Annotated in this window: 22 protein-coding genes; 3 read left to right on the forward strand and 19 right to left on the reverse strand. The window is 51.1% G+C overall.

Annotated elements, in window-relative coordinates:
* Nucleotides 1-19: 19 nt before the first annotated feature.
* Nucleotides 20-2,035: an FAD-dependent oxidoreductase gene (locus tag ACO0K9_RS07855; protein ID WP_422983516.1), complete on the reverse strand. Its 2,016-nt coding sequence runs from the start codon at nucleotides 2,033-2,035 to the stop codon at nucleotides 20-22.
* Nucleotides 2,036-2,203: 168 nt separating this feature from the next.
* Here ACO0K9_RS07855 and ACO0K9_RS07860 point away from each other — a divergent pair, with 168 nt between their 5' ends.
* Entirely contained in the window at nucleotides 2,204-2,737 is a 534-nt protein-coding gene (locus ACO0K9_RS07860) for a PadR family transcriptional regulator (protein WP_422983518.1), read from the forward strand.
* Between the two features lie 102 nt (nucleotides 2,738-2,839).
* Here ACO0K9_RS07860 and ACO0K9_RS07865 read toward each other — a convergent pair whose 3' ends face one another.
* A complete protein-coding gene (locus ACO0K9_RS07865) occupies nucleotides 2,840-3,370 on the reverse strand; it encodes a hypothetical protein (RefSeq protein ID WP_422983520.1) in 531 nt (176 codons plus the stop codon).
* A 411-nt stretch (nucleotides 3,371-3,781) separates the two neighbouring features.
* Between ACO0K9_RS07865 and ACO0K9_RS07870 the strand changes: the two genes are divergently transcribed.
* A complete protein-coding gene (locus tag ACO0K9_RS07870) occupies nucleotides 3,782-4,231 on the forward strand; it encodes an OsmC family protein (RefSeq protein WP_422983522.1) in 450 nt (149 codons plus the stop codon).
* A gap of 65 nt (nucleotides 4,232-4,296) precedes the next feature.
* The gene (locus ACO0K9_RS07875; protein ID WP_422983524.1) at nucleotides 4,297-4,896 is read left to right on the forward strand and encodes a superoxide dismutase; all 600 of its coding nucleotides are present in this window, start codon (nucleotides 4,297-4,299) and stop codon (nucleotides 4,894-4,896) included.
* Between the two features lie 77 nt (nucleotides 4,897-4,973).
* Here the strand turns inward: ACO0K9_RS07875 and ACO0K9_RS07880 are convergent, their stop codons facing one another.
* From ACO0K9_RS07880 to ACO0K9_RS07960, 17 genes are all read right to left on the reverse strand, one after another.
* Nucleotides 4,974-6,119, reverse strand: coding sequence for an NnrS family protein (locus tag ACO0K9_RS07880; protein WP_422983526.1), 1,146 nt, complete (start codon nucleotides 6,117-6,119; stop codon nucleotides 4,974-4,976).
* Between the two features lie 126 nt (nucleotides 6,120-6,245).
* The gene (locus ACO0K9_RS07885) at nucleotides 6,246-6,641 is read right to left on the reverse strand and encodes a putative zinc-binding protein (RefSeq protein WP_422983528.1); all 396 of its coding nucleotides are present in this window, start codon (nucleotides 6,639-6,641) and stop codon (nucleotides 6,246-6,248) included.
* Nucleotides 6,641-7,093, reverse strand: coding sequence for a ubiquinone anaerobic biosynthesis accessory factor UbiT (ubiT, locus tag ACO0K9_RS07890; protein WP_422983530.1), 453 nt, complete (start codon nucleotides 7,091-7,093; stop codon nucleotides 6,641-6,643). Before ubiT ends, ACO0K9_RS07885 begins: the two co-directional genes overlap by 1 nt.
* A gap of 361 nt (nucleotides 7,094-7,454) precedes the next feature.
* Complete coding sequence (locus ACO0K9_RS07895) at nucleotides 7,455-8,393, reverse strand: U32 family peptidase (RefSeq protein WP_422983532.1); 939 nt, start codon at nucleotides 8,391-8,393, stop codon at nucleotides 7,455-7,457.
* 2 nt (nucleotides 8,394-8,395) lie between these two features.
* Nucleotides 8,396-9,400: a ubiquinone anaerobic biosynthesis protein UbiU gene (gene ubiU, locus ACO0K9_RS07900; RefSeq protein WP_422983534.1), complete on the reverse strand. Its 1,005-nt coding sequence runs from the start codon at nucleotides 9,398-9,400 to the stop codon at nucleotides 8,396-8,398.
* An 86-nt stretch (nucleotides 9,401-9,486) separates the two neighbouring features.
* The gene (locus ACO0K9_RS07905) at nucleotides 9,487-10,179 is read right to left on the reverse strand and encodes a Crp/Fnr family transcriptional regulator (protein WP_422983536.1); all 693 of its coding nucleotides are present in this window, start codon (nucleotides 10,177-10,179) and stop codon (nucleotides 9,487-9,489) included.
* 112 nt (nucleotides 10,180-10,291) lie between these two features.
* A complete protein-coding gene (locus ACO0K9_RS07910; RefSeq protein WP_422983538.1) occupies nucleotides 10,292-10,939 on the reverse strand; it encodes a response regulator in 648 nt (215 codons plus the stop codon).
* A gap of 38 nt (nucleotides 10,940-10,977) precedes the next feature.
* On the reverse strand, nucleotides 10,978-12,915 hold the full coding sequence (locus tag ACO0K9_RS07915; RefSeq protein ID WP_422983540.1) for a type IV pili methyl-accepting chemotaxis transducer N-terminal domain-containing protein: 1,938 nt from the start codon (nucleotides 12,913-12,915) through the stop codon (nucleotides 10,978-10,980).
* 194 nt (nucleotides 12,916-13,109) lie between these two features.
* Nucleotides 13,110-13,835: a carbonic anhydrase gene (locus tag ACO0K9_RS07920; protein WP_422983542.1), complete on the reverse strand. Its 726-nt coding sequence runs from the start codon at nucleotides 13,833-13,835 to the stop codon at nucleotides 13,110-13,112.
* Nucleotides 13,836-13,866: 31 nt separating this feature from the next.
* Nucleotides 13,867-14,874, reverse strand: a complete 1,008-nt coding sequence (gene moaA / locus ACO0K9_RS07925) for a GTP 3',8-cyclase MoaA (RefSeq protein ID WP_422983544.1) — start codon at nucleotides 14,872-14,874, stop codon at nucleotides 13,867-13,869.
* A gap of 84 nt (nucleotides 14,875-14,958) precedes the next feature.
* Nucleotides 14,959-16,257, reverse strand: a complete 1,299-nt coding sequence (locus tag ACO0K9_RS07930; protein ID WP_422983546.1) for a hypothetical protein — start codon at nucleotides 16,255-16,257, stop codon at nucleotides 14,959-14,961.
* A gap of 64 nt (nucleotides 16,258-16,321) precedes the next feature.
* On the reverse strand, nucleotides 16,322-16,774 hold the full coding sequence (locus ACO0K9_RS07935) for a hemerythrin domain-containing protein (RefSeq protein WP_422983548.1): 453 nt from the start codon (nucleotides 16,772-16,774) through the stop codon (nucleotides 16,322-16,324).
* Nucleotides 16,775-16,789: 15 nt separating this feature from the next.
* On the reverse strand, nucleotides 16,790-17,536 hold the full coding sequence (locus tag ACO0K9_RS07940; protein ID WP_422983550.1) for a peptidylprolyl isomerase: 747 nt from the start codon (nucleotides 17,534-17,536) through the stop codon (nucleotides 16,790-16,792).
* A 40-nt stretch (nucleotides 17,537-17,576) separates the two neighbouring features.
* A complete protein-coding gene (narI, locus tag ACO0K9_RS07945; protein ID WP_422983552.1) occupies nucleotides 17,577-18,260 on the reverse strand; it encodes a respiratory nitrate reductase subunit gamma in 684 nt (227 codons plus the stop codon).
* Between the two features lie 14 nt (nucleotides 18,261-18,274).
* Nucleotides 18,275-18,934: a nitrate reductase molybdenum cofactor assembly chaperone gene (gene narJ / locus ACO0K9_RS07950; protein WP_422983554.1), complete on the reverse strand. Its 660-nt coding sequence runs from the start codon at nucleotides 18,932-18,934 to the stop codon at nucleotides 18,275-18,277.
* Between the two features lie 51 nt (nucleotides 18,935-18,985).
* Nucleotides 18,986-20,539 carry a nitrate reductase subunit beta gene (gene narH / locus ACO0K9_RS07955; RefSeq protein WP_422983556.1) on the reverse strand — a complete coding sequence of 518 codons (1,554 nt, stop codon included), beginning with the start codon at nucleotides 20,537-20,539 and terminating at the stop codon, nucleotides 18,986-18,988.
* Nucleotides 20,536-24,264, reverse strand: a complete 3,729-nt coding sequence (locus ACO0K9_RS07960; protein ID WP_422983558.1) for a nitrate reductase subunit alpha — start codon at nucleotides 24,262-24,264, stop codon at nucleotides 20,536-20,538. The genes narH and ACO0K9_RS07960 overlap by 4 nt, the downstream gene beginning before the upstream one ends.
* Nucleotides 24,265-24,307: the final 43 nt, after the last annotated feature.

Raw genomic sequence — 24,307 nt, forward strand, 5'->3', positions numbered from 1 at the left:
CTCTGTGTTGAGAGGTCTTTTAGATAGTAGCTGCCAAGCGCGTACCCTGATTGATGGCCCGTTTGGCGTCCAGTTCGGCGGCGACATCGGCACCGCCGATCAGGTGTACGGGCTTGCCTGCGGCTTCCAGTGCAGCGTGTAATTCACGCCTGGGTTCCTGGCCTGCGCACAAGATCACGTTATCTACCGGGATCAATTTCTGCACACCTTCAACAGTGACATGCAGACCGGCATCATCCACCTTGTCATAGCTGACACCGGCAATCATTTGCACTTCACGGTTTTTCAAACCGGTGCGGTGTATCCAGCCGGTGGTTTTGCCCAGACCATCACCGACCTTGGAAGTCTTGCGCTGTAGCAGGAAAATCTGGCGCGCCGGTTTTTCTATTTCGGCTGCACACAGGCCGCCGACATTTTTATAATCGGTATCCACACCCCATTCGGCAAAGAATTTTTTGGGATCCAGGCTAGGGCTGGTACCGCTATGGCTCAGGTATTCTGCAACGTCAAAACCGATACCGCCTGCACCGATAATGGCAACCATCTTGCCTACCGGTTTCTTGTCGCGCAAGACATCCAGATAGTTCAGTACTTTAGGGTGATCAATACCATCAATCGCCGGTGTGCGCGGCAGAATGCCGGTAGCCAGCACCACTTCATCAAAGTCTTGCAAGTCGGTGGCTGTCACTTTGGTATTCAGTTTCAGCGTCACGCCTGTCAGACTGATCTGCTTGCCGAAATAACGCAGGGTTTCGTAAAACTCTTCCTTGCCTGGTACTTGCTTGGCGATATTGAACTGGCCACCAATTTCTGATGCCGCATCAAACAGGGTGACGGTATGACCACGGTGGGCTGCTGTTGTAGCAAAGCTCAGGCCCGCGGGACCGGCACCGACGACTGCGATACGCTTGGCCTTGACCAGTGGCGCGTCGACCAGTTCAGTTTCGTGACAGGCACGCGGATTGACCAAGCAAGAAGTGATCTTGCCGCCAAAGGTATGGTCGAGACAAGCCTGGTTACAGCCTATGCAGGTATTGATTTCATCTGCCTTGCCCTGTTCGGCCTTGCGCATGAACAATGGGTCAGCCAACAGAGGGCGGGCCATGGAAACCATGTCGCAATAATCGTCGGCCAGCAATTGCTCGGCCACTTCTGGCGTATTGATACGGTTGGTGGCAATCAGCGGAATCTTGACATGGCCCTTGAGTTTTTTGGTGACCCAGGCAAATGCCGCGCGCGGCACCTTGGTGGCAATGGTAGGTATGCGGGCTTCGTGCCAGCCTATGCCAGTATTGATGATGGTGGCACCAGCTGCTTCGATCGCCTGTGCCAGTTGTATCACCTCATCCAGCGTCGAACCGCCTTCGACCAGGTCCAGCATGGACAGGCGATAAATGATGATGAAATTACTGCCGACCTTTTCACGTATGCGACGCACGATTTCAATCGGGAAACGGATACGGTTTTCATAAGCGCCGCCCCATTCGTCATCACGCTGGTTGGTGCGGGAGGCGATAAATTCATTGATCAGATACCCTTCCGAACCCATGACTTCAACGCCGTCATAACCGGCCGATTTGGCCAGTGTGGCACAGCGCACAAAGTCAGAAATGGTCTCTTCCACTTCTTCCGTCGTCAACGCGTGGGGCTTGAAGGGATTGATGGGTGCCTTGATCGCACTGGGTGCAACCAGCGTAGGCTGGTAAGAATAACGGCCAAAATGCAAAATCTGCATGGCAATCTTGCCACCTGCTTCATGGACAGCCCTGGTGACGATTTTATGGTGTTCTGCTTCTGCCTCTGTGGTCAGCATGGCACCGCCATGCATGGGGCGCGCTCTTTCATTCGGAGCGATGCCGCCGGTAACGATCAGGGCTACGCCACCGCGTGCACGTTCTGCATAAAATGCCGCCATGCGTTCAAAACCATTGTCCACCTCTTCCAGCCCCACGTGCATGGACCCCATTAGCAGGCGATTCGGCAAAGTGGTAAAGCCCAGATCGAGTGGCTTCGTCAGGTGAGGATAAAATGACATGGTGCATTCCTTATATGTGAGTGCTTGCCAACTGCTTCAATGGTCGATCTTGTTGATCAACTCTGTTTTTATGCAACTGATTGCATAAGAGAATAGCGAAACAACTTTATTTATGCAACCAGTTGCATATAAAATGTCTGAAAACCACACCGTATACCCACTCTAAATATGTCCTTGCCGCATGCTTTGCTGACGTCGATCGCTGAAAAACCCTGCTCTGGCTATGACCTGGCCAGGCGTTTTGACAAATCCATAGGTTATTTCTGGCATGCGACCCATCAGCAAATCTACAGGGAATTAGCACGTATGGAAACCCAGGGCTGGGTCATCTCCACAGAAGTGGAAGGTGGGCGTGCCGGCAAGAAACTATTCGACATCCTGCCAACCGGGCGGGAAGAATTGCATCGTTGGGCCATTGAAAGCAGTGCGCCGATGAAATTGCGTGACGACATGATGGTCAAATTGCGCGCCGATGCCGCCATAGGCCCACTGGGCCTGGCAGACGAATTTGAACGCCGCCTGCAAATGCATGAACAGGAATTGCAGAACTACCGGGCCATAGAACAACGCGACTTCAGCGCGCCGCATCTGCCACGCGAAGCCCAACTGCATTACCTGATCCTGAAAGCGGGCATCACTTTTGAAGAGAGTCGGGTGCAGTGGACCAAAGAAGCTCTACAAGTTTTACGCAATACTTTTTAAGCTGATGCTGTCTTAACCATCATCAATCAGACTTACGCAAAATCGTCCCGGCAAGGCGTCAGCAACACAGCCAGCGCGGTTTTGCGTAAGCTCTGACAGGCATCAAGCAATGCTGTCATCCTTGTACGTACCGACTGATGCCTCTATCACCTCCTGGGCAATGGCTGTCTCTTGTTCTGTGTTGGTTTGCATGACCAATACAAACTGCCCGCTGTGGATGGCATCGTCTATCAAGCTGGATAACCAGCCTTGCCTGTCTGCGCCCGATTTGTCAGTTTCCACTGCGTCGCCGGATGATGTGCTACCAGCATTTTTCCTGAAAGCACCGTAAGTAGCGCCTAACAAACCACCGATACTGGCTCCCCACCCCATCATCACCAAAGGTGCAATAAGTGGACTGGCAATAAAAAGACGAACATTGGCAGCGACCAATGCCACTTCAGCCAGCGCGCCCAATCCGGTACCGATCACAGTACCAATCGCGCCACCGATCAGTATATCTTTCAATGCCCTGTCACTGCCCGCCACAGGACCAGGCTGCTGTGGCAATGCTGCCGCCGGCGGTGTCGCAAGCTCGCTGTCAAAAATCTGCATGCGTTCTGAAGGGATACCTCTCGAAAGCAAGACGCTCATGGACCTTTCGGCCGCATCGCGTTGAGCGAAAAAACCAGATACATGGTGGAGATAGACATTCATTTTATGGCCAATTCTTCTGTACAAAAAGTCGGATCAATAAACCTGACACGATAGCCTGCACCAAATTCATCACTGAGCATACTGATACAGCTTATGGAGATGACGGGCGCTAATCTGTGCGTTGACTCACATATGGCTAGCCAATAAAACCAAAAAATGACTATCAGCAACAGTAGAAAAGCGCCTAAAAATTCTTCCGTGTGTTAGCGAACAGATGCCTTTCAGGTAGAGGCATAGCCTGTTGTCAGATTCTAAATTCATGATCAGGAAAATTGATGCGCAAGCTGGATTTCTGGCGCAGATAATTAAGCTGGTTTCTTTAGCTACACCCACAGAAAAGGATTCACCATGACCGAAAAAACTGCCAGTGTACATTGGGAAGGTTCAGGCAAAACTGCTGTAGGCAATATCAGCACCGAAACCGGGGCACTGAAAGACTATCCCTACGGCTTCGCCAGCAGGTTTGAAGATGACAGGCGTGGCAGCAACCCAGAAGAATTACTGGGCGCGGCCCATGCTGCCTGCTTCACCATGGCGTTTTCTTTTGCCTGTGAAAAAGCCGGCTGGAAAACCACCAATGTGGATACCAGCGCCAGCATCAGATTATCCAAACAGGGTGAAGGCTTCGCCATTGACCGCATTCAACTGACAATGGAAGCCTCTGTCGCAGGTATCAATGATGAGCAATTCCAGGAAATTGCGACAATCGCAAAACGTGATTGCCCTCTGTCGAAGGCACTTGCCAGTGTTCCTGAGATAACACTACAGGCGACACTGCGAGTGGATAGCACTCCGTAAAACCAGCCGTAAATAATGACAACAGCAAAGCAAAAGCCGTCAGGCGAAAACCGGAAGAAACTATCATGCTACATACTTTACCCGAACTGCCTTACGCCATGGATGCGTTGCAACCGCATATCTCAAGGGAAACGCTGGAGTATCACTACGGCAAACATCATCAAACCTATGTGACGAATCTGAATGTCCTGATCAAGGACACAGAATTTGTCGAAGAGTCATTGGAAAATATCATCAAGAAATCAAACGGCAGCATATTCAATAATGCTGCACAGGTGTGGAACCACAATTTTTATTGGCAAAGCCTGACACCCAGCGGTGGCGGCGTTGCCACCGGTGCGCTGGGAGATGCCATCACTACCCAATGGGGTTCATTTGAGAAATTCAAGCAAGAATTTACGCAGTCTTGTATCAGTAATTTTGGCTCTGGCTGGACATGGCTGCTGAAACGCTTTGACGATTCACTGGCAATTGCGAATACCTCAAACGCGGCCACACCATTAATCGGCGTCGACAAGCCATTGCTGACATGCGATGTCTGGGAACATGCCTACTACATTGATTACCGTAATCAACGTCCCGCCTATATGGAAGCTTACTGGAGTCTGGTGAACTGGGATTTCGCTGCAGCAAACTTCATTGAAACCAAGATAGGAAATTCATAGTTGTTACTGAAAATTATCTTCTCCAGACAGAAATAATAAACAGAAATAGTAAACAGAGATACTAACCACATCATTATCTAGCCCGACTGACCATCGGCGCGTGCTCTAAGGTAGATCGGCAACATCATCCCTATCCAAGCTGCCAGTAACAGCAACCAGGCCGTTGCGGATAGGGTAATTAACAGGGGGAGCGAGAATAAGCTTGCCGCAATGCGTAGCAAGGCAGCCAGATGCAATCCAAGATAGATGCCCCATAATAAATTCGATACCTGTAAAGGCCGGCCACTGTGCCCAAAGGATACGCGGCTCACAAACCCGACCAGCATGGTTCCCATGAACCCCAATCCCAGGGCATGTATCGGTGCTGATCCCACTGCGACACCAAACGCAGCCGCTGCCTGTAGCGCAAATACGACGGCCAGCCAGGCAAATGAAAAATGCAGCATCGCCAACAGACGATTCGCCATACAGCGCATGACACCCCAGCGCCATGATGTATAGATGAAACTCAGACTCAACGCTGCTGCAGTGACAGCCTCAGACAAGCGCCATTGCATGATGCCGGCGACCACCAGTATCAGGCATCCGCCCAGCCACAGGCCCAGCAGCCAATAGGGGCGCCAGATCGCATAGGGTTTGATCACATTGCTGCTAAAAAATGGCAACATGCGTTGACACACAGTCAAAAACACAGGCAGTAAAAAGCCGAAAAAAGCACATTGCCTGGCGATTATCCAGGCACCGTTCCAGCCACCGCTCCACGCCAGAGTTGCAGCAATCGCACATGCACCACCGCACATGGCCAGGAAAATGGCCAGGGCATGTTTTTTGTCCGGCGCGGTGCTGCGCCGTATCAAACTTCCCCAGCGCCAGGTCACAGCAAGCCAGGCGCACAGCATCAGGGCGAAGCCCGAACTACGCAAGGGATACAGGTCCAGGCTGGCCGCCAGCATTGCCAGTATCAGCCCACAGAAATAGGTCGCACCATGCAGTAAGAAATAATCATCTACTGTTGTAACCGCCAGCCATTTAGGGCCAGCGGTAAAAGTAAAGCCTAAGATGAATAAAGGGAAAACACCCAATGGCATCAGTAAAGCATGCAAAGGTATTGCCATTGTCTGCGGATGTTGAACCTGCAACCACCACCAGAAAAACAGGACAAAGACAGCCACTGCACCGAGAAAAAAATACAGCCTGTGAGGAGCGCTTGCAAGGCGTTTCATGATAGTCGATCCGGTAAGTAAATAAAGCTCAGGAAAAATTCAAGCTACGCTAGGGTTGGCATCAGGTGTTGACATGAATTGTTGACATGAATTGGTGACATGCATTGTTGACATTGAGCGTTGAAATCAGTCGTCGAAATCAATCGTCTGCGTTTTGGCATTCAATCGCTGCAATGCCATTTCGATAGTCTGCCACACCTGCTGAGCCTCAGCTTCAGTTGCGTCGGCATGAAAACGCTTGCGTGCTCCCTGCTGATTCAGCACCAGGTGAACACCAGGTTCCACCCCGGCTTGTTGCAAGCAGGCTTTGGCGCAAGCCAATGCACAGCCATCCAGCGCCAGTATCGCCCTGCCAGATTGGGCGAGCTTCACCAGACTGCTTACACCACCCCCGACGCCGCTGATGCATGACATCTGCGCCTTCTGCTCGCGGTCCAGCCTGACCGCGCAATCGTTGGCCAACTGCGCCACGCTGGAACAGCCTGAACACGCATAGACCAGGGGCAACTCATCGGTTTTCATTACATAGTCTCACCGGTATGGGTAAACCGCTGGGCAAACTGGCTCAGCCAAGCAGGGCGTTCGCTTGCATCTAGCCAGTATTTCACGGCGACCCCTAGTTCGGTGTCGCCCTCCATCTTTAAACGACGACGGAAGAAAAGTGTATCTGCATCTTCCTGACCAGAAGCCAATTTAAAAAAATCCATGGCGCTGGCAGACAGGCTGACATCTGTTTGAGTCCGGGAAGAACGGGACCTGAACTTACCCTGGTCGCAATAAAAACACAGCGACAGGCCCAGATCTTCCACCTTGATACGAAAGCTCTTGCCATACAAGCTCACCGGTGCCACCAATAGGGCGCGTCGCCTGGCCAATTCCAGCATCAGCATTAAAGGTGCATTCGCCAAGGGTGCTGGCAAATACCTACCGACAGTCTGTATGCTTTTGGGGAAACGAAAATTGCTCAGATCCATAATATTTATCTCTTAGTAGGGCGTGTTGACCTATCTTTTAGGCAAGCAAATGGGTTTGAAACCTTGCCTGACTAGGCGTGCGGAGCGCTGCTTGGTGATCCAAGTAAGCGACGCGCAACAACGCCAGGCGAGGTTTCGGACCCATTCCCTCCGGGTTCCGCCCATAGCGCGCGCTGGACTGCGTTGCACGTCTTGTCAGAGGCACCAGCCCTGACTGCGCCGCCCTTGCAGGGCGCATGTGCGCTGGTAGGCGCACATCGTTGCGCAGGCGGGCTGCATGCCGCCCGCAACCCCTGCTCCACCACATTGCCAGCCCGCGCTGTGGGGGGAATGCTTTGCCTAAAAGATAGGTCAACACGCCCTAGCCTGTCTGTTCGTTAGCCAACCATTGCATGCCCGGTTTGTCCACCCAGTATCCATTGCTGCGCCGTGCATGGGGTGGCAAAAAAGCTTCACTGACATTGGCGCCGGTGCACATTGTCCGGGCGCGGTCAAACGCTGCAATCACCTCTGCCATATCTTGTGCCTGTGGTTGCAGGCGTAAAATATCCACCTGCATGGCAGCCAGTTCGGGCAATTGCGCACCTAAATCCAGGCAGCTGGCACTTTGGGTTTGAATACCATTAATCGTCAAAAAGTCCTTGCCTTCACGCGTCGCCAGCGCCAGGCCATCGGGATATTGTTCACAGCGAAATTCGCAACTATCCTTGTGCAAGCGATGATGTCGCGCCGTAAAGCAGCGTGATGAAAACGCCAGGGCAAGACGCCCCCACACCTGCACTTCGGTCTGCATCTGTTGCATATGCTGTGCACGCTGATGCTGCAACGCGGCCAGATCATCACGACCCATTTCTATCGGCGCTAAAAAGCGCTTGGCCCCCAGGCTGGCGAGCCATAACAGCGTGTCTGCATGGTAGATATTCAAATGCGGGCCAGCGACGAAGGGCTTGCCCTGCATGGCACGCACGGCACTGAAATCATTGGCTTCCACCAGAAAATCTTCAGCACAGGCGCGCTCTATCATTCTATGCATATTGCGCCGGTCTGCTTCACTGTCAATCAAAGTCAGGCTCGATAACACCACTTGCTTGCCAGCGGCACGCAATTCCCGTCCCAGTGCCAGCCAGTCATCCAGCTTCATCAGATGCCGGCGTGAGCAAATGACTTCCCCCAGATAAACAATGTCGACCGGCCATTGCATGGCATCGACATAAAACCGCAAAGTATCTTCTTTTGACCAGTAATAAGCCAAAGGTGCGAGAGACAGTAAAGGCGTTGCCGATGGTAAGTTGTCACACATATTCATTTCCATGGACGTTCAAAAGCGCCCTGCGTCACCTGCGCACCTTCGGCATGACGGGCCAGGCTGGCCTGCCAGTCGGTACGCGGCGAATAACGTTCGGGGTCACGCTGCGCTGCATCCAGGGCAGCACGTAAGGTGCCGACCACCTGGCTCACATAGCTGGGACTGCGCTGCCGGCCTTCGATCTTGATGGCAGCAACACCCATATTGATGAGTTTGGGCAGCAAGCCAATCGCGTTCAGGCTAGTTGGTTCTTCCAGTGCATAGCCGGTCTCGCCTTCGACATCGAAACGTCCTTTACACAATGTCGGGTAGCCGGCAGCTTCGTCTGGCGCATAGCGATCAATCAGGGTTCCACCCAGACGGGCGTACATGGTTTGATCTTTCTCTTCCCAGCTTACCGCATGGGCGGGTGAACAGACGCCTTTGTTATTCGGTGAATCGCCGGTCACATAACTGGACAAAAGACAACGACCTTCTGCCATCACGCACAGGCTGCCGAAACCGAAGACTTCGATTTCCACACTGGTCTGACGGATGATTTTTTCAATTTCTGACAAGGTCAGAACACGTGGCAACACGGCACGTTTGATCGCAAATTGCTCACGCATGAGTTCTATGGCATCCAGCGTGGTTGCTGATCCCTGTACAGACAGATGCAAGCGCAAATCCGGGTAGCTGTCACGCGCATAAGCCATCAGGCCGGGGTCTGCCAGTATCACTGCATCTGCCCCCATCTGTACTGCAGTGTCAACGGCGGCCCGCCATTCGGCTACGGCCCGCGCCTGGGGATAGGTATTGATGGCAAAAAGGATTTGTCGGCCACGTGCATGGGCATAAGCAACACCTTGCCGTATATCATGGTCGCCAAAGTTAAGCCCACCAAAATTGCGTGCATTGGTTGCATTGCGCAGACCGAGGTACACCGCATTTGCCCCTTTGTCCACAGCTGCTTTTAAGGCAACCAGACTACCGGCAGGGGCCACCAGATCAATAGGTTTCATGACTTAAAATAGTAACAAAATTAATTTGCTTGCTCATTGTCGTGGGTCAATAAAACGCAAGCGCAATCCTATGGCTTTATCTGTTCCTAGCCAAAAACCGGAACATTTTCCTGATAGGATTTCAGTGCTTCTGCCGAATCTATATGAATGGTGGCACCACATACTTTGATCAATTGCTTGTTCATCAATTGGTGCAAGACCCGTGACAAGGTCTCGGGTGATACGTTCAACAGGGATGCAACCAGGTGTTTTTTGAGTTCGAGACGAATATCCTTGCGCCCCTGCAAGGCAGATAGCTGCAGTAAATAATCGATCACTCTTTGGGTAGAATTTTGCAGGGAACAACGTTCGACATTGCGAATAAATCCCAATAAGCGATAAGACAGGCCTGCCATCATTTGCCGTGATATCAGCGGGGACCGCTCAAGTAATTGCAATAAAGCATGCCGGGGAATTTTAAGCAGCAAAGTATTTTCGAGGGCTTCTGCATAGAAGGGATAGGGCTCTTCGAGAAACATCAAGGCTTCCCCCAGGCTTTGCCCTGCACGAATTAATTCCAGGACCTTGTCATTGCCTTGCGACGAGGGAATGCACAGCTTCATCAAGCCAAATACGACAATGTAGCTTCCTTCCGCGATGTCGCCTTTGCGAAACAACATCGCGCCCTTGTGCAACTCTATCTTGACGACTTCTTTTTGCAGTTCGCTGAAATCCTCTACCGAAACGTGGCGAAACAGCGCATGATTTTGCAGCAAATCCAACAAATTTATTTTTGTCATCACAGATCCCCGGCACACTGATAGAGATCAAGTGTAGAAGTGATCGGCTGTTACGCCAATACGCCGGGAGGACTAGGCAGATGCTGCAAATGGGTAAGAAGGGGTAAGGTTTCTAATTTTTATCCAGTCCATGTTCAACCGCATACACGGCAATCTGCACACGGCTGGTCAAATTCAGCTTTTTAAGAATATTTTGCACATGAATTTTCACCGTACTTTCTGCAACATCCAGATTGCGGGCAATTTCTTTATTGCTTTCACCTCGCGCCAGACAGACCATGGTTTCGCGTTCCCTGGGTGTCAGCTTTTCTTTTTTAGGGATATTGCTCTGGTTATGGCCAGAACGAAATTGCATGACAAGTTTGGCTGTCATGGATTCGGCAATCACCGGTTCGCCGGCGGCGGCGCGCTTGATTGCCTGCGTCAGATAGTCTGCTTCTATATTTTTTAATAAATATCCACGTGCACCGTTCTTCAATGCCGTGGTTAAATCCTCTGCTTCTTCCGATACGGTCAACATTAAAACCGCCGTGTCGGGTAAATCTTCAACAATAAGCTGCATCGCTTCCAGCCCTGACAGGCCTGGCATATTTAAATCCATCAAGACCACGTCGGGGCGTAATTGCTTTGCGCGTTTAACACCATCCAGACCATCCACGGCTTCGCCTACCACTTCAAACTCTGGATTGCGCTGTAGCAGCAAACGTATGCCACTACGAAAGAGTGTGTGGTCATCCACTAATAAAATCTTGATTGGCATTTATTTCCCGTGCTTTCTGATCTTTTTATACGATGATGTCATGCTACCAGACGTTCTTGCCGCATTAACTCCAGTGCGATCGTGGTACCTTCACCGACCTGGCTCTTGATGTCAAATTTGGCAGCCAGGCGCTCTGCCCGTTCTTGCATGATGCGCAGGCCAACGTGGGTTTCGTCTTTTTCGTGGACTCTATCCATATTAAATCCCTCGCCATCATCAGTCACCGTCAGAGAAAAATCGCGCTCATTATGCACCATGACTTTTACTTCACTGGCCTGCGCATGCTTGCGCACATTTGATAAGGCTTCTTGCAAAATGAATAGCACTTGCAATTGCTGTTCAGGCGCAAGCGGTGCACCATTGCCGACAAATTCAATCTCACCATGCACACCAGTCTGACGCTGGAATTTGCTGACGACATTGCGCATTTCAGATTCCAGATTACTGTCTTGCAGGCGCGTGCGGAAATTCAATAACAGCTCCCGTACATCTTCATAGCTCTCTTGTACTCCGGCACGCAACATGGGGGTGATATCTTTGATTTCTTCTATATCATTACGACTCAAGGAATCTTCCAGCATCTGTACTTGCAAATTCAAGAAGTTCAAGCCTTGCGCAATGCTGTCGTGCAGACCCTGCGCCAGCAGATTGCGTTCATTCGATACCGCAAATTCTTTTTCTCTGGCGATCAGCCGCTGGTTTTCAATTGCAATGCCCAGATTTTTTCCCAGAGTTTCCAGCAGGCGTCGTTCTTCGCTGGTGATATTGCGTTCCTTGGAAAAATGCAATGAGAAACTGCCGATGACTTGTTCACGCGCCAGTATCTGGAAAACTGCCAGAGAGAAGAAACCTTCCTCCTGGCAACGATAACGGCGCTGCTGGTCCATTTTGCGAAAATCCCGGACAATAATGATGCCCTGGTGGGTTGCGGTCCCGCACAGGCAATCATCAGTTTTGATGCAATGCTCCTCCTCTATCATTTTTTCCGAAATACCTTCATGCACAGTAATATGCAGGTTATCGCTTTGATTATCGAGGATGCGTACCGTGCCGCCATCAGCTTCTATTCTCTGCATTATCCTGTGCAAGAACCCACGACATAATTCTTCTATCGCATGTGGCCCTGCCAGAAAACCAGCGATATCATACAGGGTACTGACCTCATGATTCTGGTCTTGCAGTTTGGCGGTTTTTTCTGCGACACGCTCCTCCAGCGTGCGATGTACAGTTTGTACATGATCGGCCATTTGATTGAAGGCTTGTGCAAGAACGCCAAACTCATCTTCTGTTTCAATTGGTAAGCGCACGCTCAAATCGTCTTTGGACATGCGGGCGATACCTGCCTGCATGCGCGTGACCGGGCCAACTATCCACAGGTATAACAAATACAGCAATGCGATACTGGCCGCCAGTGACATAAAAATCAGCGTGGTCTGACATAAGCGCAACCAGGTGGTTTTTTCCGCCAGTTCGACTTCGACCAGAGACACCAGCTTATTGATGCTTTCCACAAAAACAGGTAGCTCTTTTGTATACAAGGCTAGCGCTGACTGCTTATTTTGTGGGTTTTTTTCAATCAGTACTTTTCGGGCATTGACCTGTATATGTTGCAGCCATTCATTTTGAACCAAGCGCATTTGCTCGTGAATGGGCTTGGAGGCAGGCAAGAACAGAGGTCGTTTGGCGTCGCCCGTTTGCAGGTCGTTCAAAGTACGATTGAAGTCCTCAAGTTCAGCCTCTATCTTCGTGGCGGTCTGATCATGTTCAAGTTCCATCCCCAATCTGTAAGAACGCATGCGCAGACTGCCTGCTTCATTGATCGCAGCACCACCACCTTCCAATTGCCATGACAGCAATAAAGTGTAGCCGACTGCTGCCAGCGTAAGGCCCAGGCCTATCAATGTCGTCAGCAGTATCCTGAAAGTCAGGCGCTTGCCTACCGGCAAGGTATGGGGGGAGCCTGAGATTGGGTTCATGTGGGCACTTTAGCGAGTAGGGGTCAGCGGTAGTCAGAAGAGTAGTATAGGCGCAATATGGAGCATTTTTCATGGTTCACTATAAGAACGTGTTTACGATCTTACTGCGCGGGCGCAATCGGAGTCCACGCGGGGCTCATGCGCTGCTCAAAATGCTCATGTACTTAAGTACATTCCGCTTTCTGCGCTGCTCTTCACCCCGCTGACGCTCGCTCGCTACAGATCGTAAACACGTTCTGCGAGACTTCCTTGATGATGGCCTTGGTAGCAATGTTTAACGGGCAGACCATAGGTAAAAAAGTATCAGACCGTTCTGAATAAGCTAGCAAGGCACCATTGCTCATATCAAAATACCAGCCATGCAAAGCAATCTCACCTCTGGCTTCACGCTCGGATATCCAGGGAAAACTGCGCAGATTATTCAATGAATTGATGACTGCCCCCAATTCGCAGGCGCGTATCTGTTCCGATTCTGAACAGTTCGCCAGTTGTTGCAGCACTTGCTGCTTGACTGGTTCAACGATCTTCATCCAGCGGCCTATGAAATCTATCTTGCGGCTAGGTTGGTAACCCTGCATCAGCGCCCGTATGCCACCGCATTTTTCATGGCCCATGACGATGATGCGTTTTACATTCAGTGCCTCGACGGCGAACTGTATGGCGGCACTCACGCCATGTTGTTGTGCTGATTCATTGCAGGGTGGCACCAGGTTAGCAACATTGCGAACCACAAAGATATCCCCAGGGTCGCAATCGAGCAACAAGGCCGGGTCTACCCGTGAATCGCAACACCCTATCAATAAAGTGGTGGGGCTCTGACCGTGATTCAGCTTTTCAAACAGCTTGTCTTCACCTGTGAAATATTTGCTTTGGAAACGCTGGAACCCCTCTATGAATTGCTGAATATTTCTGACTTCCATTCTCTACTCCATCCACAATTTCATTGTGTGGCTAACCACCTGTTTGCGACATGAAACGAATAATTTTATGCGGCTGTTCCTTGAATTCATGGCGCTCCGGCTTTAATTCTATCGCTGTCCGTATGGCGGCATCCAGTTCCTGGTCACTGATACCGGCGCGCAGCAAGGGACGTAGTTCAAACTTTTCTTCCTGCCCCAGACACATGTATAAAGTGCCATCTACCGACAGTCGCACACGGTTGCAAGTTGCGCAAAAATGCTGGCTGATGGGGGAGATGAAGCCTATAGTGCCTTTGCTGTCGCCTGTAGTCCAGTAACGGGCAGGGCCACCACCCAGTTCTGCCGCTGCGGGGATTAAATTAAACCGCTTGACCAATTGATCGCGTATCGGACCTATATCCATATACTGGCTGTTTCGTCCTGTCTCACCCATGGGCATGGCCTCGATCAGGCGCAAGATAAAGCCTTCTTCAAAGCAGAATTGCGCCATACGCATGATTTCATGATCGTTGATGCCACGCATCACGACCATATTCAGCTTGATAGGATCAAAACCTGCTTGCTTGCCAGCTTGCAGCCCGGCCATGATGCTGGCGAAACTGTCGCGCCCTGTGATTTTTTCTGTGCAAGCCCGGTCCAGGCTGTCCAGACTGACATTGATGCGACGCACGCCGGCATCGTGCAAGACTTGGGCATGCTTGTGTAATTGTGTCGCATTGGTGGAAAGCGAAATGTCTTTCAATCCCGGCAAGCCGGACAACTGCGCCACCAGTTGTGGCAAACCACGGCGTAACAAGGGCTCACCCCCCGTCAGGCGCACCCGCCCTACACCCATGCGCGAAAAGGCGGCGACCACCCGGGTGATTTCATCAAAACGCAGCCAGTTCTCCGGCTCTTCAAAACCGGAAAAACCTTTGGGCATGCAATAACTGCAACGAAGATCACAACGGTCAGTGACAGACAGACGCAAATAGCTGACCCGGCGACCAAAACGGTCTATCAGTGCAGGTCCGGATGAAGTGAGGGCAGGAGTTTCCATACCTGCATTGTGGTCGCTGACAGGCAACAGTACAATTCGCCGCCAAGCTAAAGGAAGATAGTTCTTTCGACGTATATAAACGACTCATCCGGCCAGAAATACGGCTGTTAACTCGTGCCGGTAACGCAACAAGCACATGATCAGCAGGCTGCCCAGATAAGCCTGAGATAGGGAAAAGGCAATTCCAGCCGCAACAGCAAGCCAGCCCGGTGCCAATGGCAGTAATAGTAACAAGCCAAAAGCCAGTAACACACTATGCGCTTGCCACCGCAAGCGCTGTGGTGGCAAAACTGCTTGCATGGTAGGTACCCGTTGCCCCATGGGTGTTTGTCTTCTCAAATGCATAAACACCAGAAATGGAATAATCTTGACCAGCATTGCATTGACCGGTAATACCGCACCACCAACCAATACCAGCACGCCGATCCACCAGGGTAGTGTCTGCAAGATAAAATCCGGCAAAATAAAGTCCGAAAAAAAAGACCCTCCTATATGTTTGAACACGGCAAGCACAGCTGCACACATATAGCTGGCTGCACACACCAGCCATAAACTCCAGGCCGGATCAAAGCGACGTTTGGCACACCAGATGGTCACGAACGAGATGGACGCCAACAGAAAAATCACCAGGCAAGCGAGTAACAAAGCAAATGGCTGCAGCGCAGGCCAGAATGCCAACAACAAGGGCAGCCACAATACACCCGGCAATGCTCTGTGCCAAGATGCTGATGGACGTTTTGTTTGCCAGAACATGGGTACCGTTGTTGACGCGATACCAACTACCAGCGTCGCTATCCAGCCTGTCAATCCCCAGCCTACATGCAAATCCAGCATGTAGATGACATCCAATTGCCACCAGCCGGCAAAATTGCCAGCCAGGCTGATACCCAGGGCTACCACCAGCAACAGCGCCAGCACTATCCACCGCAAGGTACGGGTGGTGGCATCGACCACCGCAACCTCACACGCCGATGTGAGCAAAGCCAATGTAATAGCACCATACAATAACAAGGCCAGCACGCCGGCAAAAACAAATCCTGCGTTGCTAGCCCGCAAAAAACCCAGGCTAAGTCCCGCCGCAATAAGGGCCGAACCAATTGCTACAAAAGGGGCTATCTTGCGCGCGCCTGTCACTGCCTGCCCCGCTACCACAGGCATTAATTGAAACAGGGCACCTATCATGACGGGTGCCAACATCCCCAGCACCAGGCAATGAGTCAGCGCCAACGTCAAAGGCGAAAACCTATCCGGCAAGCCCTGCTGCGGGCCGAATGTCAGCAACAAACCTGTCAGCACACCCATCCAGGGGGCAGGCAATAAACAGCCAAAGATAGTGGCTGGCGCAGGAGACAGCTCGTAGTTAAGAATTTTTACACCAGCCATAGATGGCGATCTGTGTATTGTTTTAGCACGAACGGAGTGAACTCTCTAAAACGGAGTGAACTCTCTAACCGCAAGAACAGGCGCCACAACAGGTACTACCCATTCCCAGAACTTCTTCCAGATCAGGAATACTGCCGCCGCACATGGGATACAGAATATTCTCTTCCTTGATATTGTGTTGCTGTATCAGGACGTTCAGTGTATCCAGCACGGCCAGTGCCTGCTCTGCTTGTCCAACTGCCATGGCAGCGTTTGCTTCATCGCGTAAACTGCGGATTTCTGCATGTTCGGCACGCATGACTGCCGTAGGGCCGTGCAGCATGCCGGTTGCTTTTTCCAAAGCGGGGAAAAGTTTGTCTTCTTCCACAGCGAAATGACTATCCAGTTGCTGACTAAATAAACGGAAATTTCGCGCGGCAACTGCCACATCCCCTTTATGCAAGGCCGTTTCACAGCGATTCAATTGTTCATCACATTCCGTATGCTGAAGCACGAGTTTTTTCATTGCCTGCGACATGGTTTACTTTCTTAATTATTGGACTAGAGGCGTATCTGCGCCTTGTATGTCAATGCCAGAAATCTTTGCGCGCCCCACCAGCAATTGCAGATATTGGCGCAAGGCGTGATCGTGGCTGGCCTGATGCATGGCCTTGGCGATATTGCTTTCTATATCGTCGAAAGGCAGTAAATTTCCATCCATCTTGCGCCCCACCAGGATGATGTGCAGGCCAAAGCGGGTTTCCACCAACTTGGGAATAATACGTCCAGGCTCTGCCGCAAATACGGCTTGCTCAAACTCTGGCACGGTCGCACCGCGTGTTATCTGTCCCAGGCTGCCACCCACTTCGCTGGATGGGCAATTTGAATTTGCTTTCGCACATTCGGCAAACAGGGATGGATTTTCCAGCAAATCTGCCAAGACCACGGAAGCATGCTTGCGCAAAGCCTCCAGGTCTACACCTGGTGTCACCTGAAACAGGATATGGCTGGCTTCGGCCAGCTCACCGACTTTGAAACGATCCGGATAAGCCTGATACTGACGCAGACATTCATCACGCCCTGGTGTCGGCACTTTGACTTCCTGCTGCAGCAAGGCATCGACCCTGGCATCGTCGTCTTCATGCTGCAAACCCAGATGCCGGGCCTCATCCAGCAAGACCCGGCGCAGCACCAGTGCGGTCATGGCACTTTTCATCGCGTCTGCGGCATCCTGATGAGCAGGCAGTTCCCGCTCCATATCGGCGTCTGTCAGTTCGTAATCGTTGACAATGACTGGCATATTGTTCTCCCTTACTAAACTTATTGAATCTATGGATAAATCAGCGTGGCCTTACCAACTGCCATGCGCGGCTGATATAAGTCACTGAAGCAAAACCACTCCAGACATGCACCAGGCGAGTAAATGGGAAGATCACGAACAGACTCAAACCCATGAATAAATGCAGCTTGAACAGCAAAGGTGCGGCAACAATGAATTCGGCAGCATCACCCTTGAAAGTGACGATGTGCTGGGCCCAGGTCATCAGCAACACCATCATGTGGCCATCGCTATGATTCGCTGATTCAAAAATCGTCGACAAACCCAAACCCAGTGTCACGAATATCCATAACAGCAAGACCTTGTCTCCTGTTTTTGTCACCGCAGAGATACGTGCATCAGTAAGACGACGGTGCAACAAGATCAGCAAGCCCAGCATGCACAGGGTGCCAAAGATGCCACCAGCGACGATGGCGATCATTTGCTTGAAGCTATGGCTGATACCCACCGTGTCCCAGACGACAACCGGGGTCAGCAAACCCACCAGATGGCCAAAGAACAGGCCCAGTATCCCCACATGAAACAGGATATTGCCTAGTCGCAGATTGCCGGTATGCAGCATCTGCGATGAATCACTTTTCCAGGTATATTGTTCACGCTCAAAACGCGCCAGGCTGCCAAACAGAAAGATAGCCAGCGCGATGTAGGGATAAATCCCGTAAATAAATTGATGCAGGTAAGTCATGATGGTCTCCCTGTTTATTGGGCTGCAACAGCACCTTGTTTAGGCTGTCTGGGATAAAAATTCACCGGATGCGTACCCGACAAATTGGGCTTCAATAAAGGTTCCACACCGTCCGCACCAGGACCAAAAGTTTCCATTGCGTCATCCATATCACGTACTGGAGGCTCCCCCTGTTCATGCGGTACCACATCAGTCAATGTTGTCAGCAACAAAAACAGATTGGCGTAAGGGCTGTCCTTGCGTTGCAGGCGCATCCCGATTGCCGCCAGCACATGAATGGCTTCACCAAGCAATTTCTCTGAAGTAGCTTCGTCCATCAGGCTCAGGAATTCCAGGAACAGTGGAACAAAATCCGGCAATTCACTGGCCTCTGGCTCAAAACCATGAGTGCGATATTCTTCTATCAAATCAACCATGGCCTGCCCGCGATCACGACTTTCACCATGAATATGTTCAAACAGGTGCAGGGACAAAGAATGCGTACGGTCAAACGTACCCACGTAGTTTTCTTGCAGTGCAATCAGGCTGTTTGATTTCAGATAGCTCAATATGGCTTGCAGTGCGTCCAGAAATTCTGGCTCATCTTGCAGCGCCTGTTCAATCTCTGGCAAGGCGGCAATCAGATCAGGCTGCGGGTAGCTCATCAATGCCGACAAGATGCGATAAATTTGCATACAATTTCCTTTTTGCGTCAATACAGGGCACATTTACTGCGCCCGGACAAATTATTCAGTGGTCGACATTTTTTTACGCGACTTGGGCATTTCCACAAAAATCACGCTGCCTTGTGGTTTCTTGCCAAACAAGGCGCCATCTGATGTCCCACCCGAACAACCGTTACCAAAAGTGAATCCGCAACTGCCTTTTTCATTGAAGCTGTCTTCCACCATTTCCTTATGTGAAGATGGAATCACGAAGCGGTCTTCGTAGTTGGCAATCGCCAGGGTCTGGTACATGTCTTCCACTTGCGCAGCACTCAGTCCGACCTGTTTCAATACCTCATGATCAAGCTGCCCGTGCACGGTTTCAGAACGCTTGTAGGCACGCATGGCCAGCATGCGTTCCAGGGCATCGGTTATCGGCTCTTCCTTACCGGCTGTCAGCAAATTGGCCAGGTAACGTACAGGAATGCGCAAAGACTTCACATCAGGAATAATGCCATTCATGCCCATATGGCCTGCTTCTGCCGCCTTTTGTATAGGTGACAGCGGTGGTACATACCAGACCATGGGCAAAGTGCGGTATTCCGGATGCAGCGGAAAAGCTATCTTCCATTCCATTGCCATTTTGTAGACAGGCGACTTTTGTGCTGACTGTATCCAGCTTTCAGGTATCCCATGCTTGCGTGCTTCGGCAATCACTTCTGGATCGTGCGGATCGAGGAAGCAACCGAGTTGCGCTTCATATAAATCCTTTTCATCCGGCACCGAAGCAGCTGCTTCGATCTTGTCTGCGTCATACAGCAAGACGCCCAGATAACGGATGCGGCCTACACAGGTTTCTGAGCAAACAGTAGGCTGGCCAGCCTCAATGCGCGGGTAGCAGAAAGTGCATTTTTCAGCCTTGCCCGAACTCCAGTTGTAATAAATCTTTTTATAGGGGCAGCCGGAAATACACATGCGCCAGCCACGGCATTTATCCTGGTCCACCAGTACGATGCCATCATCTTCGCGTTTGTAGATGGAGCCTGACGGGCAGGATGCCACACAAGCCGGGTTCAGGCAGTGTTCGCACAGACGCGGCAAATACATCATGAAGGTGGATTCAAAGGTGCTGTACATCTCTTTTTGCACGCCTTCAAACAAGGCATCTTTGCTGCGCGCACTGAACTCGCCACCCAGATCATCTTCCCAGTTCGGGCCCCAGACTATCTTGTCCATTTTCTTGCCGGTCAGCACAGATATGGGGCGTGCTGTCGGCGGTGTCTGCATCAAGGGTGCGTTTTGCAGATGTTCATAGTCAAATGTAAAAGGCTCGTAATAATCATCAATCGAAGGCAAATTCGGGTTGGCGAAAATATTGGCGAGTATGCGCAGCTTGCCGCCCTGTCTCGGCTCCAGCTTGCCAGCCTCATTGCGGTGCCAGCCACCTTTCCATTTCTTCTGGTTTTCCCATTCTTTCGGATAGCCGATACCAGGTTTGGTTTCAACGTTATTGAACCACGCGTATTCAACACCATCACGACTGGTCCAGACATTCTTGCAAGTGACTGAGCAGGTATGACAACCAATACACTTATCCAGATTCAGTACCATGCCGACTTGTGCACGAATTTTCATGATGCTGACTCCTCTTCCAGTTTGCCTTCCAGCCAATCGACCTTTTTCATTTTTCTCATGACAATGAACTCATCCCTGTTGCTGCCGACGGTACCGTAATAATTGAAGCCATAAGCGAGTTGCGCATACCCACCTATCATGTGGGTGGGCTTCAGGACTGCACGCGTGACCGAGTTATGGATACCACCACGTTTGCCGCTGAGTTCCGCTCCAGGGGTATTGATGATCTTTTCCTGGGCGTGATACATCAGGCACATACCTTTCGGCACACGCTGGCTGACCACGACACGGGCGGTCAGGGTACCGTTGCTGTTAAAGACTTCAACCCAGTCGTTATCCACCAGACCGGCTTCTTTCGCTTCACCTTCGGATATCCATACATGGGGGCCACCACGACTCAGTGTCAGCATGCGCAGATTGTCTGAATAGGTGGAATGGATACCCCATTTCTGATGCGGCGTAATGAAATTGAGAACGATCTCCTTTTCACCGTTTGGTGACTTATTCAGCATTGGTGCCACGGTTTTGGTATCGATAGCCGGTTTGTAAACACACAAACCTTCGCCGAAATCCAGCATCCAGCGGTGATCCTGATAAAACTGCTGGCGGCCAGTCAGCGTGCGCCATGGAATATATTCATGCACATTCGTGTAACCGGCGCTGTAGCTGACTTCTTCAGATTCCAGACCAGACCAGGTTGGTGCAGAAATGATCTTGCGTGGTTGTGCCTGCACATCGCGGAAACGGATCTTGTCATGTTCACGACCAACTGCCAGGTGCGTATGATCACGGCCGGTAATCTTGCCCAGCGCTTCCCATGCCTTGACTGAAACATGGCCATTGGTTTCCGGTGCGAAGGTGAGTATCATTTCGCAGGCGTCAATGGCACTTTCCAGACGTGGGCGACCTTTGCTGATACCTTCTTCTGTCACAAGCTTGGTAATGCCACCGATTTCCTTGACTTCATGTTCGGTGTTCCAGTTGATCCCTTTACCGCCATTGCCCAGTTTGTCGAGCAAAGGTCCTATCGATGTAAATTTTTTGTAGATATCTTTATAGTTGCGTTCTACGACGAAGAAATTAGGTGCAGTCTTGCCCGGAATCAGATCGCATTCACCTTTTTTCCAGTCCTTGGGTTCAAAAGCCTGGCCAAGTTCACCCGGAGTATCGTGCATCAAGGGTTGCAAGACAATGTCCTTGCGGGTACCGAGATAGTCACCACCAATTTCGGTAAATTTCTTGGCAATGCCTTTATAGATTTCCCAATCGGTCTTGCTTTCCCACAGCGGTTGCACAGCTTCACTCAATGGATGAATGAAGGGATGCATGTCAGAGGTATTGAGGTCATCTTTTTCATACCATGTTGCAGTCGGCAGGACGATGTCACCATACAGACAAGTGGTGCTCATGCGGAAATCCAGCACTACCAGCAAATCCAGCTTACCTTCTGCCGCCACTGGGCGGTATTTGACTTCCGATGGTTTGACCGCTTCATCCGGGTCATCAAACAAGGCATTTTGTGTACCCAGCAAATATTTTAGGAAGTACTCATGTCCTTTGCCTGAGCTACCCAGGATATTCGAGCGCCAGACAAACATATTGCGCGGGAAGTTTTTAGGATTATCCGGGTCATCGCAACTCATGTTGACCGTGCCTGATTTCAGGCTGTTCTTCAGATAATCCTGCGGTGTCAGGCCTGCTTTTTCTGCTGCATCACAAACATCCAGCGGATTGGTTTCCAATTGCGGTGCGGATGGCAACCAGCCCAAACGCTCGGATTTGGCATTCATGTCTATCATGCTCATGTGGCTGATTTTGGACTTGTCTGCCGTCGGTGCCAGGATCTCATCCATCGCCAGCTTTTCATGACGCCATTGACTGGTATGTGCGTAGAAGAAACTGGTACCATTCATCTGGCGAGCGGGGCGTACCCAGTCGCTGGCAAATGCCAGCGGTGCCCAGCCAAACTGTGGACGCAGTTTTTCTTGCCCAACATAATGGGCCCAGCCACCACCAGATTTACCGATACAACCGCACATCATCAGCATATTGATGATGCCGCGATAAATCATGTCATTGTGGTACCAGTGATTCAAGGCAGCACCGACGATGACCATGCTCTTGCCTTCGGTGTCATGGGCATTTTGTGCAAATTCACGCGCTACCTGTATGACCAGATCACGCTTGACGCTGGTATGTTTTTCCTGCCAGGCTGGTGTGTAGGGAACATCATCGTCATACGATGCGGCAACCGCACCACCCAGCCCCTGGTCAACGCCATAATTCGCCATCGACAAGTCATACACAGTCGCCACCAGAGCAGTACTGCCATCAGCCAGGGTCACACGTTTTGCCGGCAAATGACGCAACAACATATCATTGGCGTCTGTGCCGCCAAAATAGTTGAAACCGACAGTGACTACTTCGTCATGCTTGCCTATCAGGCTCAGTTGCGGGTCAATGGCACGACCTGAATTGCCGTCTTTGGCTTCCAGGTTCCAGCGACCGACCTTGGCACCGTCGTCGAACTTCCCTTCACCCCAGCGATAACCGATGGAACCATTGGGCGATACAATATCACCCGTGATTTCATCGATAGCCAGCGTTTTCCAGTCTGGATTATTGGCTTCGTTCAGATTGCCCGGCATTTGTGAAGCACGCAGCATTTGATCTGGCACATAGCAGCCGTTGCGCTCCACCAGGCGTACCAGCATCGGCATGTCGGTGTATTGTTTTACATAGCTGCGGAAATAGGCGGATTTATTACCGAGATGGAATTCCTTCAATATCACATGGCCCATGGCCATGGCCAGCGCGGCATCGGTACCCTGTTTCGGTGCCATCCAGATATCACCAAACTTGACCATCTCACCAAAATCAGATGACACGGCTACGGTTTTAGTACCTTTGTAGCGTACTTCCGTATAAAAGTGAGCATCCGGAGTACGCGTCTGCGGTACGTTCGATCCCCACACCATGAGGTAAGTCGAGTTATACCAGTCAGCAGATTCAGGCACGTCAGTTTGCTCGCCCCAGATTTGTGGGCTGGCTGGTGGCAGATCGCAATACCAGTCATAGAAGGACAGCGGTACGCCACCTATCAGGCTCAGGTAGCGTGAACCGGCTGCATACGACACCATGGACATCGCCGGGATAGGTGAAAAACCCACCACGCGATCCGGGCCGAATTTTTTGATCGTGTAGGCATTCGATGCGGCGATGATTTCCTGTGCCGTATCCCAGTCAGCGCGGACAAAGCCACCCAGGCCGCGCACGGACTTGTAGCGCTTGGCTTTTTCAGGATTTTGGCTGATGGCTTCCCATGCATCGATCGGCCCCATGGTCTTGCGGGCTTCCTGCCACATTTCCATCAGACGACCGCGTATCATCGGATACTTGACGCGCTGTGCTGAATACACATACCAGCTATATGATGCACCACGCGGGCAACCACGTGGTTCGTGATTGGGCAAATCAGGGCGGGTACGCGGATAATCCGTCTGCTGGGTTTCCCAGGTGATCAAACCGTTCTTGACATATACCTTCCAGGAACAGGAACCAGTGCAATTGACACCATGGGTAGAGCGCACAATCTTGTCATGCTGCCAGCGACTGCGATAAGCATTTTCCCACTTACGGTCTTCTTCTACCACGGCACCATGACCATCGGAGAAGGTAGACTTCACCCGCGACATGAACTTCAATCTATCCAGAAAATGACTCATCGTAAACTCCATATCAGGTGGGTGACGTACCCACATTTTCTTT

The organism is Undibacterium sp. Ji50W (assembly GCF_049340445.1).
Taxonomy (GTDB): domain Bacteria; phylum Pseudomonadota; class Gammaproteobacteria; order Burkholderiales; family Burkholderiaceae_D; genus Undibacterium.